Origin of the sequence: Mesorhizobium sp. M0870 (assembly GCF_040319775.1) — a bacterium.
Classification (GTDB): Bacteria; Pseudomonadota; Alphaproteobacteria; order Rhizobiales; family Rhizobiaceae; genus Mesorhizobium.
Window position 1 is genome coordinate 440,703 of the sequence record NZ_JAMYOI010000001.1, and the last position, 15,073, is coordinate 455,775.

13 protein-coding genes and 1 riboswitch are annotated in these 15,073 nt (G+C 63.0%); of the genes, 8 read left to right on the forward strand and 5 right to left on the reverse strand.

The genetic code is table 11. The annotated features are described in order from the left end of the window. Positions 1-41: 41 nt before the first annotated feature. The 3 genes from NKH97_RS02100 (at position 42) to NKH97_RS02110 (ending at position 4,183) form a co-directional block, all read left to right on the forward strand. Complete coding sequence (locus tag NKH97_RS02100; RefSeq protein WP_127291072.1) at positions 42-1,007, forward strand: sugar-binding transcriptional regulator; 966 nt, start codon at positions 42-44, stop codon at positions 1,005-1,007. A gap of 90 nt (positions 1,008-1,097) precedes the next feature. Further along, positions 1,098-3,152, forward strand: a complete 2,055-nt coding sequence (locus NKH97_RS02105; RefSeq protein WP_352440040.1) for a bifunctional aldolase/short-chain dehydrogenase — start codon at positions 1,098-1,100, stop codon at positions 3,150-3,152. A 164-nt stretch (positions 3,153-3,316) separates the two neighbouring features. After that, a complete protein-coding gene (locus NKH97_RS02110; protein ID WP_128302420.1) occupies positions 3,317-4,183 on the forward strand; it encodes an alpha/beta fold hydrolase in 867 nt (288 codons plus the stop codon). Here NKH97_RS02110 and NKH97_RS02115 read toward each other — a convergent pair. The 4 genes from NKH97_RS02115 to NKH97_RS02130 all read right to left on the reverse strand — a co-directional run bounded on the left by NKH97_RS02115 (position 4,169) and on the right by NKH97_RS02130 (position 8,803). Next, positions 4,169-5,014 (reverse strand): acyl-CoA thioester hydrolase/BAAT C-terminal domain-containing protein, encoded by an 846-nt coding sequence (locus NKH97_RS02115; RefSeq protein ID WP_352440041.1) that lies wholly within the window; start codon positions 5,012-5,014, stop codon positions 4,169-4,171. The two genes, NKH97_RS02110 and NKH97_RS02115, sit on opposite strands and share 15 nt — an antisense overlap. A gap of 99 nt (positions 5,015-5,113) precedes the next feature. After that, positions 5,114-6,166: a substrate-binding domain-containing protein gene (locus tag NKH97_RS02120; RefSeq protein WP_352440042.1), complete on the reverse strand. Its 1,053-nt coding sequence runs from the start codon at positions 6,164-6,166 to the stop codon at positions 5,114-5,116. Positions 6,167-6,216: 50 nt separating this feature from the next. Next, the gene (locus tag NKH97_RS02125) at positions 6,217-7,212 is read right to left on the reverse strand and encodes an ABC transporter permease (RefSeq protein ID WP_023808756.1); all 996 of its coding nucleotides are present in this window, start codon (positions 7,210-7,212) and stop codon (positions 6,217-6,219) included. A 79-nt stretch (positions 7,213-7,291) separates the two neighbouring features. Continuing rightward, entirely contained in the window at positions 7,292-8,803 is a 1,512-nt protein-coding gene (locus NKH97_RS02130; RefSeq protein ID WP_352440043.1) for a sugar ABC transporter ATP-binding protein, read from the reverse strand. A gap of 135 nt (positions 8,804-8,938) precedes the next feature. Between NKH97_RS02130 and mtnK the strand changes: the two genes are divergently transcribed. Together mtnK and mtnA are read left to right on the forward strand one after the other, a co-directional pair. Next, a complete protein-coding gene (gene mtnK / locus NKH97_RS02135; RefSeq protein WP_023808758.1) occupies positions 8,939-10,213 on the forward strand; it encodes an S-methyl-5-thioribose kinase in 1,275 nt (424 codons plus the stop codon). Further along, entirely contained in the window at positions 10,210-11,304 is a 1,095-nt protein-coding gene (gene mtnA, locus NKH97_RS02140) for an S-methyl-5-thioribose-1-phosphate isomerase (protein ID WP_352440044.1), read from the forward strand. Before mtnK ends, mtnA begins: the two co-directional genes overlap by 4 nt. Positions 11,305-11,312: 8 nt before the next feature. Here mtnA and NKH97_RS02145 read toward each other — a convergent pair whose 3' ends face one another. Next, positions 11,313-11,852: an Lrp/AsnC family transcriptional regulator gene (locus tag NKH97_RS02145; RefSeq protein ID WP_023808760.1), complete on the reverse strand. Its 540-nt coding sequence runs from the start codon at positions 11,850-11,852 to the stop codon at positions 11,313-11,315. A 49-nt stretch (positions 11,853-11,901) separates the two neighbouring features. On the opposite strand from NKH97_RS02145, the gene NKH97_RS02150 reads away from it, so the two are divergent. The 3 genes from NKH97_RS02150 (at position 11,902) to fba (ending at position 15,059) form a co-directional block, all read left to right on the forward strand. Then, positions 11,902-13,071: an MFS transporter gene (locus NKH97_RS02150; protein ID WP_352440046.1), complete on the forward strand. Its 1,170-nt coding sequence runs from the start codon at positions 11,902-11,904 to the stop codon at positions 13,069-13,071. A gap of 65 nt (positions 13,072-13,136) precedes the next feature. After that, positions 13,137-13,281: riboswitch (FMN riboswitch) on the forward strand. 77 nt (positions 13,282-13,358) lie between these two features. Then, on the forward strand, positions 13,359-13,832 hold the full coding sequence (locus NKH97_RS02155) for a 6,7-dimethyl-8-ribityllumazine synthase (protein WP_352795272.1): 474 nt from the start codon (positions 13,359-13,361) through the stop codon (positions 13,830-13,832). A gap of 162 nt (positions 13,833-13,994) precedes the next feature. Then, a complete protein-coding gene (gene fba, locus NKH97_RS02160; protein WP_013532928.1) occupies positions 13,995-15,059 on the forward strand; it encodes a class II fructose-bisphosphate aldolase in 1,065 nt (354 codons plus the stop codon). Positions 15,060-15,073: the final 14 nt, after the last annotated feature.

Genomic DNA, 15,073 nt, shown 5'->3' on the forward strand with positions numbered 1-15,073 from the left:
TTTTGTCGAGAGCCGTGAATAATGTCAGCCGAGGAGACGGCATGGCGATCCGACCGGCAGAACAACTCATCCACAAGGCCGCCTGGCTCTACTATGCCCATGGCCTGCGGCAGGACCAGGTGGCGAGCCAGCTTAACATTTCCCGTGCCTCAGTCGCCATGTACCTGCGCAAGGCTCGCGAGACCGGCATCGTCAACATCTCGACTTCGACCCAGCTTTTCACCGACGACGTGCTGGCGCGCAAGCTCGAGGATGCGTTGAGCCTCGACGCCGTCTGGATCGCACCGGAGAATGATCATATTGCCGACCCGTCGACGGAAATCGCCGTGCTGGCGGCGAGTGTCTTTCTCGAACTGGTCAAGAAGGGCGACCGCATCGGCGTTGCCTGGGGCCGAACCGTCTACATGATCGCCGACGTCATGTCCTATGCCGATCTGCAGGACGTCACTGTGGTGCAGCTCTGCGGCAATCTCGGCGCACCCTATTCCTATCGGCCCGACCAATGCACCATGGAGATCGCGCGGCGGCTCAACGCCAAGGGGCTCAATTTCTACGCGCCGCTGGTGCTGTCGACGGAAGAACTCGCGCGGGCGCTGCGTGCCGAGCCGGTGATCCGGGAACAATTGTCGGGTGTCAGCGAATGCGACCTGGCATTATACTCGGTCGGCGCGGTCGACGCCGACAGCCATCTGGTCAAATGCGGCGCGCTGACGCCCAGTGAAATGGCGGATCTGCGCAGCCAAGGCGCTGCCGGCGTGATTGCCGGGCAGATCATAGACGCCGAGGGCAAGGTGCTCGACTGCAGTTATAACAGGCGGGTGATCTCCGCCGAGCTTGCCTCGCTGCGCGCCATCGCCAGGCGTTTGGTGGTGGTGCAGGAGGACAGCAAGTTCGAACCGCTGCTCGCGGCGATCGCGGGCGGCCTTTGCACGCATCTGGTGGTCGGCGCGCACATGGCGCAGCGGCTCCTGGACCATGCGGCTGCCACCATAGAAAAGGCCTCCTAGAAATCCTCCTCTCCGCTGCCGGGGCATTGTCATCAAAGCGTCGCGGCAATCCTGTTTCACCAACAAAGACAGCAACCGGACGAAGCGAACATGAAGAACTTGTGGAATGACGAAGCAGCCGAAAAACTCGTCGCCGACTACGCGAAAAAGGGTGTCGGCCGCGACCTGGCGCTGCGCGTCTACACGACCCGGCTGCTCGGCGGCGAACCGCGGCTGGTTCTGCATGGCGGCGGCAACACCTCCTGCAAGACGACGGCCACCGATCTCGTCGGCGACCAGTGGGACGTGCTGTGCGTCAAGGGCAGCGGCTGGGACATGGGCGTCATCGAGCCGCAGGGCCTGCCGGCGGTCAAGCTCAAGCCGCTGCTCAAGGCGCGCGCGCTGAACAGACTGGCCGACGAGGACATGGTCGCGCTGCAACGCGTCAACCTCATCGATCCATCCTCGCCCAACCCCTCGGTCGAGACGCTGCTGCATGCCTTCCTGCCGCACAAATTCGTCGACCACACGCACTCGACCGCCATCCTCGCCATCGTCGACCAGGAGGACTCCAAGCCGCTGGTGAAGACGGTTTTCGGCAGCAAGATGGGTTACGTGCCTTATATCATGCCCGGCTTCGACCTCGCCAAGGCGGCGGCCGACATCTTCGATGCCGACCCTGATGTCGAAGGGTTGATCCTCGACAAGCACGGCATCTTCACCTTCGGCGACGACGCCAAACAGGCCTACGACCGGATGATCCACTATGTGAATGTCGCCGAGGACTTCATTGCCGCAAGCGGCAAGCCGAAGGCGGCAAAGGCAGTCTTGCCGGCAAAGCTCGCGACACCGGCGTCCATTGCGCCGATGCTGCGCGGAGCGGTGGCGGTAGCGCGCGGCGAAGGCCGCTTCGACCGCATGATCTCTGACTTCCGCACTTCGCCGGCAATCGTCGATTTCATCAATTCATCCGAGATTGCCGATTATGCCGGACGCGGCGTGTCGACACCCGATCTGTCGATCCGCATCAAGACCGGGCCGATGGCGCTGCCGGCGCCCGATGCGGACAAGGCCGGCGACTACAAGGCGGTGATCAAGAGCCATGTCGACGCGTTCGCCAATGATTATCGCGCCTATTTCGAAACCAATGATTCGCTCGACGACGTCAAGCGCACCATGCTCGACCAGATGCCGCGGCTGACGCTGGTGCCCGGCCTCGGCATGTTCGGCCACGGCCGCACGCTGAAGGACGCGAAGATCGCCTCGGATGTCGGCGAGATGTGGATCGAGGCGGTGCGCGGCGCCGAGGCGGTCGGCCGTTTCCACCCGCTCTCCAAGGCCGATCTGTTCCCGCTGGAATACTGGTCGCTGGAACAGGCCAAGCTCGCGTCCAACAAGCCGAAGCCACTGACTGGCCAGGTGGTGCTGATCACCGGCGGCGCCGGCGCGATCGGCGCAGCGACAGCCAAATTGTTCGCCGACAATGGCGCCCATGCCGTCGTCGTCGATCTCGACGCCGAAAAGGCTGCCGACGCGGCGAAGAAGGCCGGCAACAACTCGATCGGCGTCGCAGCCGACATCACCGACCCGGCGCAGGTGCGTGCCGCCTTCGACAGAGCCGTCGCCGTGTTCGGCGGTGTCGACATCATGGTTTCCAATGCCGGCGCGGCCTGGGAAGGCCGCATCGGTGAGCTCGATGACGCACTCCTGCGCAAGAGTTTCGAACTCAATTTCTTCGCCCATCAGTCGGTGGCGCAGAATGCCGTGCGCATCATGCTCGAGCAGGGCACAGGCGGCGTGCTTTTGTTCAACACCTCCAAGCAGGCGGTCAATCCAGGTCCGAAGTTCGGCGCCTATGGCGTGCCGAAAGCAGCGACGCTGTTCCTGTCCCGGCAATACGCGCTCGACTATGGCGCGCATGGCATCCGCTCCAACGCCGTCAACGCCGACCGCATCCGCTCAGGGCTTCTGACCGACGCCATGATTACCAGCCGCTCAGGCGCGCGCGGCGTGTCGGAGAAGGACTACATGTCCGGCAATCTGCTCGGCCAGGAAGTGACGGCGCAGGACGTGGCGCAGGCCTTCCTGCATCACGCGCTGGCCGACCGCACCACCGCCGATGTGACGACGGTCGATGGCGGCAATATCGCGGCAGCGCTGCGCTGATGTAGAGATCCGTTAGACGAAAAGGTGCGGTGCAACTCCGAAACTTGAGCTTATTGCCCGGAAACGCGCTGGAGAAAGGGCGGTTGGGAACTTTCGACCCGACCGGCCATTGAGATCGAGCAAGGTCAAGCAGCCAAATTTTTGCCTTCTCGAGGAGTTCCCTCATGCCAGCCGAAAACTGGTCCCTGCCCGAACGCTTTATTTTTTCGGGTCACCCGATCGCATGGGGAACGATCGGCGACGGCCCGCCGGCGGTCTTGCTTCATGGCACCCCGTTCTCGTCGGTGGAATGGCGGCGGATTGCAGCTTGGCTCGGGCAACGGCGCCGGATCTACTATTTCGACATGCTCGGCTACGGGCAATCCGCCAAGCCCGACGCGGACGTGTCGCGCGGCATTCAAAACCAGCTGTTCGCGGCGCTCTACGCTCACTGGGAGCTGGAGCTGCCCGACATTGTGGCGCATGACTTCGGCGGCTCCGTCGCGTTGCGTGGCCACCTTCTCAACAGGCTCGATTATCGCTCACTGGTGCTGATCGATCCGGTCGCGATCAGCCCTCAGGGATCGCCCTTGGTTCAAGCGGCAAAAGAAAACGAGAAAGCGTTTGCCAGTCTGCCGGCCTATATCCATGAAGCCATGCTTCGCGCCTATATCGGCGGCGCTGTCGCGAACGCATTGCGCGCGGACGAAATGCAGCTCTATCTGCAGCCATGGCTTGGAGACGAAGGACAGAAGGCTTTTTGGCGTCAGATCGCACAGATGGACGACAAGTACAGTCGAGAGGTCGAGTGGCGATATGGCGAGATACGTTGCCCTGTGACGATCCTGTGGGGTGAAGACGACGAGTGGATTCCGCTCGACGACGGGCGAGAACTCGCGCGCCGCATCCCCGGTGCGCCGTTCATCACGGTTCCAAATGCCAAACATCTCGTTCAGGAAGACGCGCCAGAGGCAATAATCTCGACTGTGCTCGACTTCTGGAACGACCAGCATTCTTCAGCCGCCGCGAAACGCGTGCTACAGCAACTCTAGGATGTGTTTCCAGGCCCTGGTTCCCAGCCTCGAATCAGCCTCGTCACTGCCGCCATGCTCATGCGACACCGAGCGCGGCGTGATCTCCCCCGGTAAGAGAATTCGGTGCCCCGCATCCGGCGATGAAACGAGGTGGGTGATCTTGCCGGCTTTGCCGCGCCGCCGGACAATCTCTTCCGCAAACCATAGGGAGGGCCACAGCGCATCGTCGCCACCCGCGACAAGCACAATCTCGGCCGATATCTTTTCCACCGGGATGGTCGCGGCATTCGCCTCCCGCTTGAAGGTTTTCAAGCTGCGTTCGAATAATCCGCTGTAAGACACCAGACCATCCACGAGCTTGGGTACCCAATCCGGATCTGTCGGCACGAATGGCAGGGGGATACCGTCGAGCGACCATGAGGACCGCTCAGGCCAGCTGACGCCATCCCGGCCCGCACCGATATTTCCCCAAACCACCGATGAGGGGCTGATGGCGACCACAGCGTTGATGCGCTGGTCATGGACGGCCGCAAGGAGTGATGCCTCGGCACCCTTGGATGTGCCGACATAGACGATGCGGCGGCATCCCGTTCCAATGAGATAGTCGGTTGCCGCAAAGAAGGTTTCGAGGGGAATTTCGCATATTCCGGGAGGCTGGCCCTCACCGCCAAACCATTGCAGGGCAAGGGCCGACGAACCCTGGTTTGCAAAGAGCCGTGCACGCCCGACATCGATGCGGCCACTCGATCCACCCAGCACCACCACGCCGGTGGTAGCGTGCGGGCATCGAAACAATGTTCCAGCGACGGCGCCGGACAGGTTTTTCTCGATTGCCGCCTGTGCTTCCATTTACGCACCGAACCTTCCAGAACCAGTGACTGGCTCTGCGAATATTCGGCAAAAGGCCGCCTGCAGCAAGCGACTGCAAGCGGCCTTCGACAGCGAAAGTTACTTGGCGTTCGGGTTTGGCATCCAGGCCGGCATCGCGACATCGGCGTGGGCGAACTGCGGCAGCTTGGCCGACAGGTCCTCCATGTTCTTGATGTCCTTGTCGATGAGGTCCTTCTGGGTGATCAGCGTCGGCGGCACGACGACGTTGTGGCCGGGATCTTCACCGGCCAGCAGCTGCGCCAGCGCACGCACCGAGACCTGGCCGACGACGGCCGGATTGGTCGCGGCGGTCGCGGCCCAGGCGCTGTCGGGCTCACGCATCGCAGCGATGTCGGACGTCGAGATGTCGGCCGAATAGATCTTGATGCCCTTGTTCAAGCCTGCTTCGTCGATAGCGATTTTCACGCCCTTGGCGAATTCGTCATAGGGAGCGAACATCACCTTGATGTCGGGATGCGCCGTTAGCACCGAACGCGCCTGGTTGGCGACGGAGTTGGCAATCGGATTGTCGAGCGTGCCGAACATCGCGACTTCCTTGATGCCGGCATACTTCTTCTTGACGTCGACCCAGGTCTCGTTGCGGCGGTCGAGCGGCGCGATGCCGGCGACATAGACATAGCCGGCATTCCAGCTTTCGCCATTGTCCTTGACAGCCTGCTCGAGCGCGAGGCGCGCCAGGTCGCGGTCGGACTGTTCGATCTGCGGGATCTTGGGATTTTCGACATTGACGTCGAACGCCACCACCTTGATGCCGGCGTCGACCGCACGCTGGGCGGCGTCCTTCATCGATTCCGTCAGGCCGTGCTGGATGATGATGCCCTGCACGCCGAGCGCGATGGCCTGATCGACCATGTCGGACTGAAGGGCGGCATCCTGGCGGCTGTCGAGGACGCGCAGGTCGATGCCGAGCGCCTTCGACTGTGCCTCGACGCCCGAGAGATAGGCCTGGAAGAAGTCACCGGTCGAGAGATAACGCACCAGCGCGATCTTGACGCCAGGCTTGTCGAAAGGCGCCGGCTTGTCCGCGGCAAAAGCCGGGACCTGCATCAGCATGGTTGCGCCGGCCAATCCGAGCGCCACCTTCCCCAGAAGTCTTCTTGTAATGCTCACTTTGTTTTCCTCCACTCTTGTTAAACCCAAAATCCTGTTCCGGTCGAAAGCTACCTTCTGCCCCTGCCCGAAAGCGCAAAGGTGAAGACAAGGGCGACGACCAGAACCACGCCCTTGACGAAATCCTGCGTGTAGTAAGGCGCGTTCATCATCGTCAGGCCTTGCAGCAAGATGCCGACGAACAGCGCACCGATGGCAGTGCCGAAGGCGTTCGGCTTGGCGGCACCTAGCACCGCGTAGCCGATCAGTGCCGCGGCGACCGCATCGAGTAGCAGATTATTACCCGAGGCGATGTCGCCGCGTCCAAGCCGGGCAGCGAGCAAAATACCGCCGATCGAGGCAAAAACTCCTGAAATAACGTAGGCCCAGATCTTGTATGCCTTGACAGGCGCACCGGCGAGTTCGGCGGCGCGCTCATTGCTGCCTACGGCATACATCATGCGCCCGAAGCGGGTGTATTCGAGAAAGAACCAGATCAGCACGGCGAGCACGAGCAGCACGACTACCGACACCGGAATGAGGTTCGGGATGAAGAAGTCGAAGCGGTGGCGGCCGAGCGCCAGGAAGGCGTCGGAGAATTTGCCGTTGGCGACCGAACCGTCGGGCATGGTCATGCCGGTGGCGATCGAGCGGCCTTCTGTCGGAATGCGCTGCAGGCCGACCAGCAGGAACATCATGCCGAGCGTCGCCAGCAGATCGGGCACGCGCATGTAGACGATCAACCAGCCATTGATCAGGCCGACAATGGCGCCGATGAGCAGGCAGACGACGACCGCGACAAGGGCGTTCTGCTCCAGCACCACCATGACATAGGCCGCCGCCATCATGGCTGAGGTGGCGACCGAGCCGATCGACAGATCAAAGCCGCCGACGACCAGCGTGGCGGTGACGCCGAGCGCCAGCACGCCGGTGATGGCGACCGACTGGAAGATGAAAACGGCACTTTGCGGCGAAACGAAACCGTCGGCGGCGATCGAGAAATAGGCGACGAGCCCGAACAAGAGCACGATGAACCCGTAGCGGATGGCGTGGTCGCGCAATGTCATCCGGCGCTCCCGCGCGCTGCTGCCGTCTTTACCCAATCCGAACCCATGCTCTCTCCATTCCAATTCCTATCGCCCGGGCTCAGGCGGCACTGTGCAGCGGCCCGCCGGCGACCTCGGCCAACAGGCGGTCGAGATCGACATCGGCATTGCGGTGCTCGCCGACGATGGTCTGTTCCGACATGACCAGGATGCGATCAGCGGTCTCCAGCGCCTCATCGAGCTCGGTGACGAACAGCAGCGTGGCGCGGCCGTTGGCACTGGCCCTGAGCTTGGCGGCAATGTCGCGCCGGGCCGAGATATCAACGCCCTGAAACGGCTCATCCAGAATGAACAGTCTTGCCTCCTGCGCCATCCAGCGGGCGACCATCACCTTCTGCTGGTTGCCGCCGGACAGCTCCGACATTTCGTCCTTCTCGGAACGGCAGACGATGCTCAGCTCCTCGATCTGCCGGCGTGCCGTGGTGCGTTCGAGGCGGCGCCTCAGGATGCCGAAGCGCGACATGCGCTTGTGAAACGGCAGGCTGATATTTTCCTGGATGTTGAAGCTTTGGACGATGCCGTTCTCGCCGCGGTCCTTGGCGACGAGGAACACGCCGGCGGCGATCGCCTCGCCGGCTGTTTCAGGCGCATAAGGCCTGCCGTTCAGCGTCATTGTACCGGCGAGCGGCTGGCGCACGCCAAACAGCGTCTCGGCAAGCGCCGTCTTGCCGACGCCGACGAGGCCGGTGATGGCAACGACCTCGCCGTCGCCGAGCGTCAGCGAAATCGGCCGAGCGCCGTGTGCAATGCGCAGACCTTCTATCTTGAGGACGGCCTTGGCCGAATTCCTGACGACGATCTGGTCGAGATGGATCTTGCGGCCGAGCATGGCATTGACCGCGCCCTCATAGTCGAGCGGTTTCTTGTCGAAAATGCCCGAGATGATCCCGTCTCGCATCGAGATGATGCGATCAGCCAACCGCCTGATGTCCGACATGCGATGCGAGATGTAGAGGACCGCCACGCCCTGCTCGCGCAGCCTGTCGATCAGCGCAAACAGCCGATCAGCCTCGGCGCTGGAGAGCGATGAGGTCGGCTCATCGAGGATCAGCACTTTCGGCTGGTGCGCCAGGGCGCGGGCAATCGCCACCATCTGACGATCGGCCAGCGAAAGATCGCTCACCCGCGCCTTCAAATCGATGGTCAGCCCCATGCGCTCGGCAACCGCCTTGGCCTCCCGCCGCACGCGCATTGGATTGAACAGGGTCGGCGCACCGCTGCCGCTCAGTCGGTCGAGGGTCAGGTTGGTGGCGACGTCGAGATCGGCGACGACACCGTCGTTGATATTCTGGTGCACGGTGACGACGCCGGCGCGGATCGCTTCGGCAGGGGTTTTCGGTGCGAAATCCTGGTCGGCGAGCGCCATCGTGCCGCCGCCGCGTTCGTAGACACCGGAGATGATCTTGACGAGGGTGGATTTGCCGGCGCCGTTGGCGCCCATCAGCACGGTGACTTCGCCGGCATGCAATTCGACCGAGACGCCGCCTAGCACCTCGTTATGGCCAAAGGATTTCCTCAGTCCCTCTACGCGGAACACGGCATTACCGACCATGCGTTCCTCCCTGACATGACGCTACGGGCTGCATCGGCAATTGTCAACACGATTGACAATTGCCAGATCGCTTCCTAGCTTGGTCCAGCCGCCATGCGTCCGTTATGTTCGGAGCGCATAAGCGGGAGGATGACGATGACTGAAAAATTGCGGTTCGAAGCACTATCGGTCGAAACCCTGGCTGCACGCCTTGGCGGCAACGAGGCGCTGTGCGCGAAGATCGGCAAGGACACTGGCGCCTGGAAGGTCCGCGAGGTCGGCGACGGTAATCTCAACCTGGTGTTCATCGCCGAGGGCGCCAATGGTGCAGCCGTCGTCAAGCAGGCCCTGCCCTATGTTCGCCTGGTCGGCGACAGCTGGCCGCTGCCGTTGAAGCGCTCCTTCTTCGAATATCACGCGCTGACCAGGCAAGAGGCGCGCGCGCCAGGCTCGGTGCCGGCGATCCATTATTTCGATGAAGGCCAGGCGCTGATCATCATGGAATATCTTGCGCCGCCGCACATCATCCTGCGCCGCGCCCTGATCGACGGCCGCCAGCTGCCGAACATTGCCCGGGACATCGGCCTGTTCATGGCCCGGACGCTGTTTCGCGGCTCCGACCTGCACATGGCCGCCAAGGACCGCAAGGCCGATCTGGCGCTGTTCGCCGACAATGTCGAGCTCTGCGACATCACCGAAAGCCTGGTGTTTTCCGACCCCTATTTCGACGCCAAGATGAACCGGCACACCTCGCCGCAGCTCGACAGCCTGGTCGCCGAACTGCGCGCCGACCGTGACCTGAAGGTCGAGGCGCAGCGGCTGAAGCACATCTTCGCCGCCAATGCCGAAACGCTGCTGCATGGCGATCTGCATTCCGGCTCGATCATGGTCACCGACACGGAAACCCGGATGATCGATCCGGAGTTTGCCTTCTACGGCCCGATGGCCTTCGATGTCGGCATGCTGCTCGCCAATTTCTGGATGTCCTTCTTCTCGCAGCGCGGCCACGAGCAGGAGGGAAAGCGCGACGCCATGCGCGCCTATCTGCTCGGGGTGACGACCGAGACCTGGGCGGTGTTCCGCGCCGAGTTCTCGCATCTATGGCGGACCGAACGCACCGGCATGCTCTACCAGAGGAGCCTGTTCGAGGATCAGGGCGACAGGCTCGGTGCCGAGCAGGCGCTCGACCATGTTCTGCACCAGATGTGGACCGATTTGCTCGGCTTTGCCGGCATCGAGGTGCACAGGCGCATCCTCGGCCTCGCCCACAATGCCGATTTCGAGACCATTGCCGATGAGGATTTGCGCGCCAGTTGTGAGGCAAAGGCGCTGAAATTCGGCCGTCACCTCGCCGTCAACCGGCGCCAGATCCACAGCATCGACGAGGTCAACCAACTGGCCGCGCTGATCGAACAGGAGAGCAGCCTTTGAACGTCGGCGACCGCCACTATCGCACCATCTGGCTGAGCGACGACGGCCGTTCGGTCGAGATCATCGACCAGCGCTGGCTGCCGCATGATTTCCGCATCGAAACGATCGGCACGGTCGACGGCATCGCCACCGCCATCCGCGATATGTGGGTACGCGGCGCGCCGCTGATCGGCGTCACCGCTGCCTACGGCGTCGCCATGCAGATGGCCGACGATCCGTCGGATGAAGCGCTCGACGCCGTGTGGGAGACCCTGCACGAGACGCGGCCGACGGCGATCAATCTGCGCTGGGCGCTGGACGAGATGCGGCGCTTCCTGCGGCCTTTGCCTCCCGAACAACGCGCGGCAGCCGCCTATCGGCGGGCCAGTGAGATCGCCGACGAGGATGTCGGCCTCAACCGCGCCATCGGCGAGAACGGTCTCGCCATCATCAAGGCGATCGCTGCGCGCAAGCAGAAGGGCGAGCCGGTCAACATCCTGACCCACTGCAATGCCGGCTGGCTGGCCACCGTCGACTACGGCACCGCCACGGCGCCGATCTACCTGGCCACGGAAGCCGGCATTCCGGTCCACGTCTATGTCGACGAGACACGGCCGCGCAACCAGGGCGCCCAGCTGACCGCCTGGGAGATGGCCGGCCACGGCGTGCCGCACACGCTGATCGTCGACAATGCCGGCGGCCATCTGATGCAGCGCGGCGAGATCGACATGGTCATCGTCGGCACCGACCGCACCACGGCCGACGGCGATGTCTGCAACAAGATCGGCACCTATCTGAAGGCACTCGCCGCCGCCGACAATGATGTGCCGTTCTATGTCGCGCTGCCGTCGCCGACCATCGACTGGACGGTGCATGACGGACTGGCCGAGATCCCGATCGAGCAGCGCTCGGCCGACGAGGTCTCGCTGGTCTGGGGCAAGACCGCTGCCGGCGAGATTGCCCAGGTGCGCATTTCGCCGGAGACGACGCCTGCGGCCAACCCGGCCTTCGACGTGACGCCGGCGCGGCTGGTCACCGGCCTGATCACCGAGCGCGGCGTTGCCAAGGCATCGCGCGAGGGATTGAAGGCGATGTTCCCCGAGCGGGCGTAGCCACGTCCCTAGTACAGAGGCTCGGCCATATGCTTCGGCGTCGGCCATGTCTCGGTAATGCCCGGCTGCACCGGCCGCTCCAGATAGGTCGATAAAACCACATAGCTGCGCGTCGAGGTGACGCCCGGCGTTTCGTACAGGCGCGCCAGAAGGCCTTCGAGTGCTCTGGTGTCTTCCGTGCGGACCTTCAGCAGCATGCAGGTATCGCCGGCGACGGTATGGATCTCCTCGACCTCGGGATATTGCGAGACCGCCATCAGTTCCGGCGTCTTTCCCCAGCCCCTGGTGTCGATATGGACAAAGGCAAGCAAAGGCTTTTTCACCGCCCGGGGATCGATGATGGCGACCGTGTTGCGGATGGCGCCGCTGCGACGGAGCCGTTTGACCCGCTCATGCGCTGCGGGTGGCGACAAGCCGACGCGATCGCCGAGTTCGGCGTAGCTGATCGTGGCGTCATCGACCAGGACGCCTAATATTCTTCGGTCAATCGCGTCGAGGTCGCGGGCCGTAGCCTTGTTCTGCGGAATACCATCTGTTTCTTCATCCATGGCGAAATTCCTGGTTCTCCACTGAATAGAATACGGCCATTATGCTGATATGTCGAACATTGATCAAGTTGCGCCATTGACTGCCCGAGCCCCGATCCCGGCGCTTGCCTATCTCTTGACGGGCTGCATCGCCGTCATCGGTTCGAACTCGCTAGTGCTGGGTCCGATCGCACCGGCTGTCGCCTCGTCGTTCAGAACCAGCGTGCCTGCCGTGATGATTGCGGCGGCCGCGTTCGGCCTCGGCACCTCGGCCAGCGCCCTGTTCCTGGCCCGCTACATCGACCGGCTCGGCGCACGCCGGATGCTGCAGGGCGCACTGTTGCTGCTGGCACTAGCGCTGGTGGCGAGTGCCGCCGCACCCACGGTGATCATGCTGGTCTCCGCACAGCTGCTGGCCGGCATCGCTGCCGGCATCGCCATGCCCGCGATCTATGCCAGCGCGGCGGCCATCGCCCCACCGGGCAGGGAGAGCGGCACGATCGGCGTCGTGCTGACCGGATGGACGCTCAGCATGGTCGCCGGCGTCTCGCTGTCGGCCGTGCTTGCCGATCTTGTGCATTGGCGCGCCGTTTTCGCAGCGGTCGCGGTGCTTGCGACCCTTGCATGGATGGGGCTGACAGTGACGTCGCTTAGCGACATCAGGAAGGCCGGACCGGCGCCCGCCCCGCTGGAAGCGCTCGGCATTCCCGGAATCCTGCCGCTGCTGGTCGCGTGCGCGGCCTTCATGACTTCGTTCTACGGCGTCTATGGCTATCTCGGCGACCATCTTCATGTCGGGCTTGGACAGCCGGTTAGCGCCAATGGGCTGGCGGCGCTTGCCTATGGTGTAGGCTTCGGCACCGCTGCTCTTCTTGACGGCGTCATCGACAGACTGGGTGCGCGGCGCGTCATGCCATTCGCCTATCTTCTGGTCGCCGTCGTCTACGTCGCCATGGCTGCGGCAAGCGGCAGTTTCGGGCTGACCTTGACCATGGTGGCAATCTGGGGACTGGCCAATCATTTCGGCCTGAATGTCCTGGTGATGCGCCTGTCTGCACTCGATCCGTCGCGGCGCGGCACGATCATGGGCCTGAACAGCGCGGTGACCTATCTGGCGGTTTTCGTCGGCACCACCAGCTTCGGGCCGCTTTATTCCAACTTCGGCTTTGCTGCCTGCGCGATGGTTGCAGCGCTGCTCATGCTGATCGCCGCATCGGCGGCGGCGTGGCGCACGCGGTAGTCGACGTGCTTGGCCCAACCTTCCCACGGTTGACAGCAGCGCCCTGCCCTTTCATACAAAGCCGTTAATGTTCTCAGGGCGGGCTGAAAGTCCCCACCGGCGGTAAGGGTTTTACCCAAGCCCGCGAGCGCCCTCCGATGGTCGGAGGGGTCAGCAGATCCGGTGTGATTCCGGAGCCGACGGTTACAGTCCGGATGGAAGAGAACGAAACGCAAAACGGACCGCCCCGGCGGGCCGGATTGCGTATCGTGCGTCCTGATTCTGGTTCGAAACGGAAGGATGGACCCATGAATCAGCATTCCCACAAAGACTATGAAACGACCCGCATCGCCGTTATCAGGGCGCGCTGGCATGCCGATATCGTCGACCAGTGCGTACAGGCCTTCGAGGCGGAACTGGCTAACATCGGAGGCGAGCGCTTCACCGTCGATGTCTTCGACGTGCCGGGCGCCTATGAGATTCCGCTGCATGCCAAGACCCTGGCCGGAACCGGCCGCTATGCCGCGATCCTCGGCACCGCTTTTGTCGTCAATGGGGGCATCTACCGGCATGAATTCGTCGCAAGTGCTGTGCTCGACGGCATGATGAACGTGCAGCTGTCGACTGGCGTGCCGGTGCTGTCGGCGGTGCTCACCCCGCACAACTACCACGACAGCGCCGAGCACCACCGCTTCTTCTTCGAGCACTTCACGGTCAAGGGCAAGGAAGCGGCGAACGCCTGCGTGCAACTCCTGGCGGCGCGGGAGTTGATCGCGGCTTAAGTCACCAAAACGGCCGGATTTCAACCCTGCAACAAGAATTGCGATCGAGAAGAGCTCTGAAGGTTGCGGTTCCGTTGAAATCCCGCCAGAAGCATCAAGGGCCGACCGGCAACCGGCCGGCCCGCGACGTTGCGCTTGAAACCAGATACGGGAGACTATTGGGTGGCTCGCATAACACTGAGACAATTGCTCGACCACGCTGCCGAATACGGCTACGGCGTGCCCGCTTTCAACATGAACAACATGGAACAGGGCCTTGCCATCATGGAGGCCGCCGAGGAGACCAAGTCACCGGTCATCCTGCAGGCAAGCCGCGGAGCCCGCGCCTATGCCAATGACGTGGTGCTGGCCAAGCTGATCGACGCGCTGGTCGAAATCCACCCCGACATTCCGGTCTGCATGCATCTCGACCATGGCAACAACGAAGCCACCTGCGTCACCGCTATCCAGTACGGCTTCACCTCGGTCATGATGGACGGGTCGCTGAAGGAAGACGGCAAGACGCCGGCCGACTACGCCTACAATTCCGGCATCACCAAGCGCGTCGTCGACATGGCGCATTGGGGCGGCGTGTCCGTGGAAGGCGAGATTGGCGTGCTCGGCTCGCTGGAGAGCGGCGGCGGCGAGCAGGAAGACGGCCACGGCGTCGAAGGCGCGATCAGCCACGACCAGCTTTTGACCGATCCCGAACAAGCGGTCGAGTTCGTCAAGGACACCCATGTCGATGCGCTGGCGGTTGCCATGGGCACCAGCCATGGTGCCTACAAATTCTCGCGCAAGCCCGACGGCGCGGTGCTGGCCATGAACGTCATCGAGGAGATCCATCGCCGCCTGCCCAATATGCACCTGGTCATGCACGGCTCGTCCTCTGTGCCCGAGGACTTGCAGGAGATCATCAACAAGTATGGCGGCCAGATGAAGCCGACCTGGGGCGTGCCGGTCGAGGAAATCCAGCGCGGCATCAAGCACGGCGTGCGCAAGATCAACATCGACACCGACAACCGCATGGCGCTGACCGGCGCGATCCGCAAGGTGCTGACCGAGAACCCGAGCGAGTTCGATCCGCGCAAATATTTGACACCGGCCATGGCCGCCATGCGCAAGCTCTGCAAGGAGCGCTTCGAACAGTTCGGCACCGCCGGCAACGCGCAGAAGATCAAGCCGCTGCCGGTCGCCGAAATGGCCAAGCGCTATAAGTCGGGCAGCCTCGACCCGAAGTTCGGCTGAGTTCCAGCGATTTA

Bases quoted from the DNA above. Each gene is read 5' to 3' on its own strand.
- NKH97_RS02100 (WP_127291072.1), top strand. From the start codon at position 42: ATGGCGATCCGACCGGCAGAACAACTCATCCACAAGGCCGCCTGGCTC.
- NKH97_RS02105 (WP_352440040.1), top strand. From the start codon at position 1,098: ATGAAGAACTTGTGGAATGACGAAGCAGCCGAAAAACTCGTCGCCGAC.
- NKH97_RS02110 (WP_128302420.1), top strand. From the start codon at position 3,317: ATGCCAGCCGAAAACTGGTCCCTGCCCGAACGCTTTATTTTTTCGGGT.
- NKH97_RS02115 (WP_352440041.1), bottom strand. From the start codon at position 5,014: ATGGAAGCACAGGCGGCAATCGAGAAAAACCTGTCCGGCGCCGTCGCT.
- NKH97_RS02125 (WP_023808756.1), bottom strand. From the start codon at position 7,212: ATGACATTGCGCGACCACGCCATCCGCTACGGGTTCATCGTGCTCTTG.
- NKH97_RS02130 (WP_352440043.1), bottom strand. From the start codon at position 8,803: ATGGTCGGTAATGCCGTGTTCCGCGTAGAGGGACTGAGGAAATCCTTT.
- mtnK (WP_023808758.1), top strand. From the start codon at position 8,939: ATGACTGAAAAATTGCGGTTCGAAGCACTATCGGTCGAAACCCTGGCT.
- NKH97_RS02145 (WP_023808760.1), bottom strand. From the start codon at position 11,852: ATGGATGAAGAAACAGATGGTATTCCGCAGAACAAGGCTACGGCCCGC.
- NKH97_RS02150 (WP_352440046.1), top strand. From the start codon at position 11,902: ATGTCGAACATTGATCAAGTTGCGCCATTGACTGCCCGAGCCCCGATC.
- NKH97_RS02155 (WP_352795272.1), top strand. From the start codon at position 13,359: ATGAATCAGCATTCCCACAAAGACTATGAAACGACCCGCATCGCCGTT.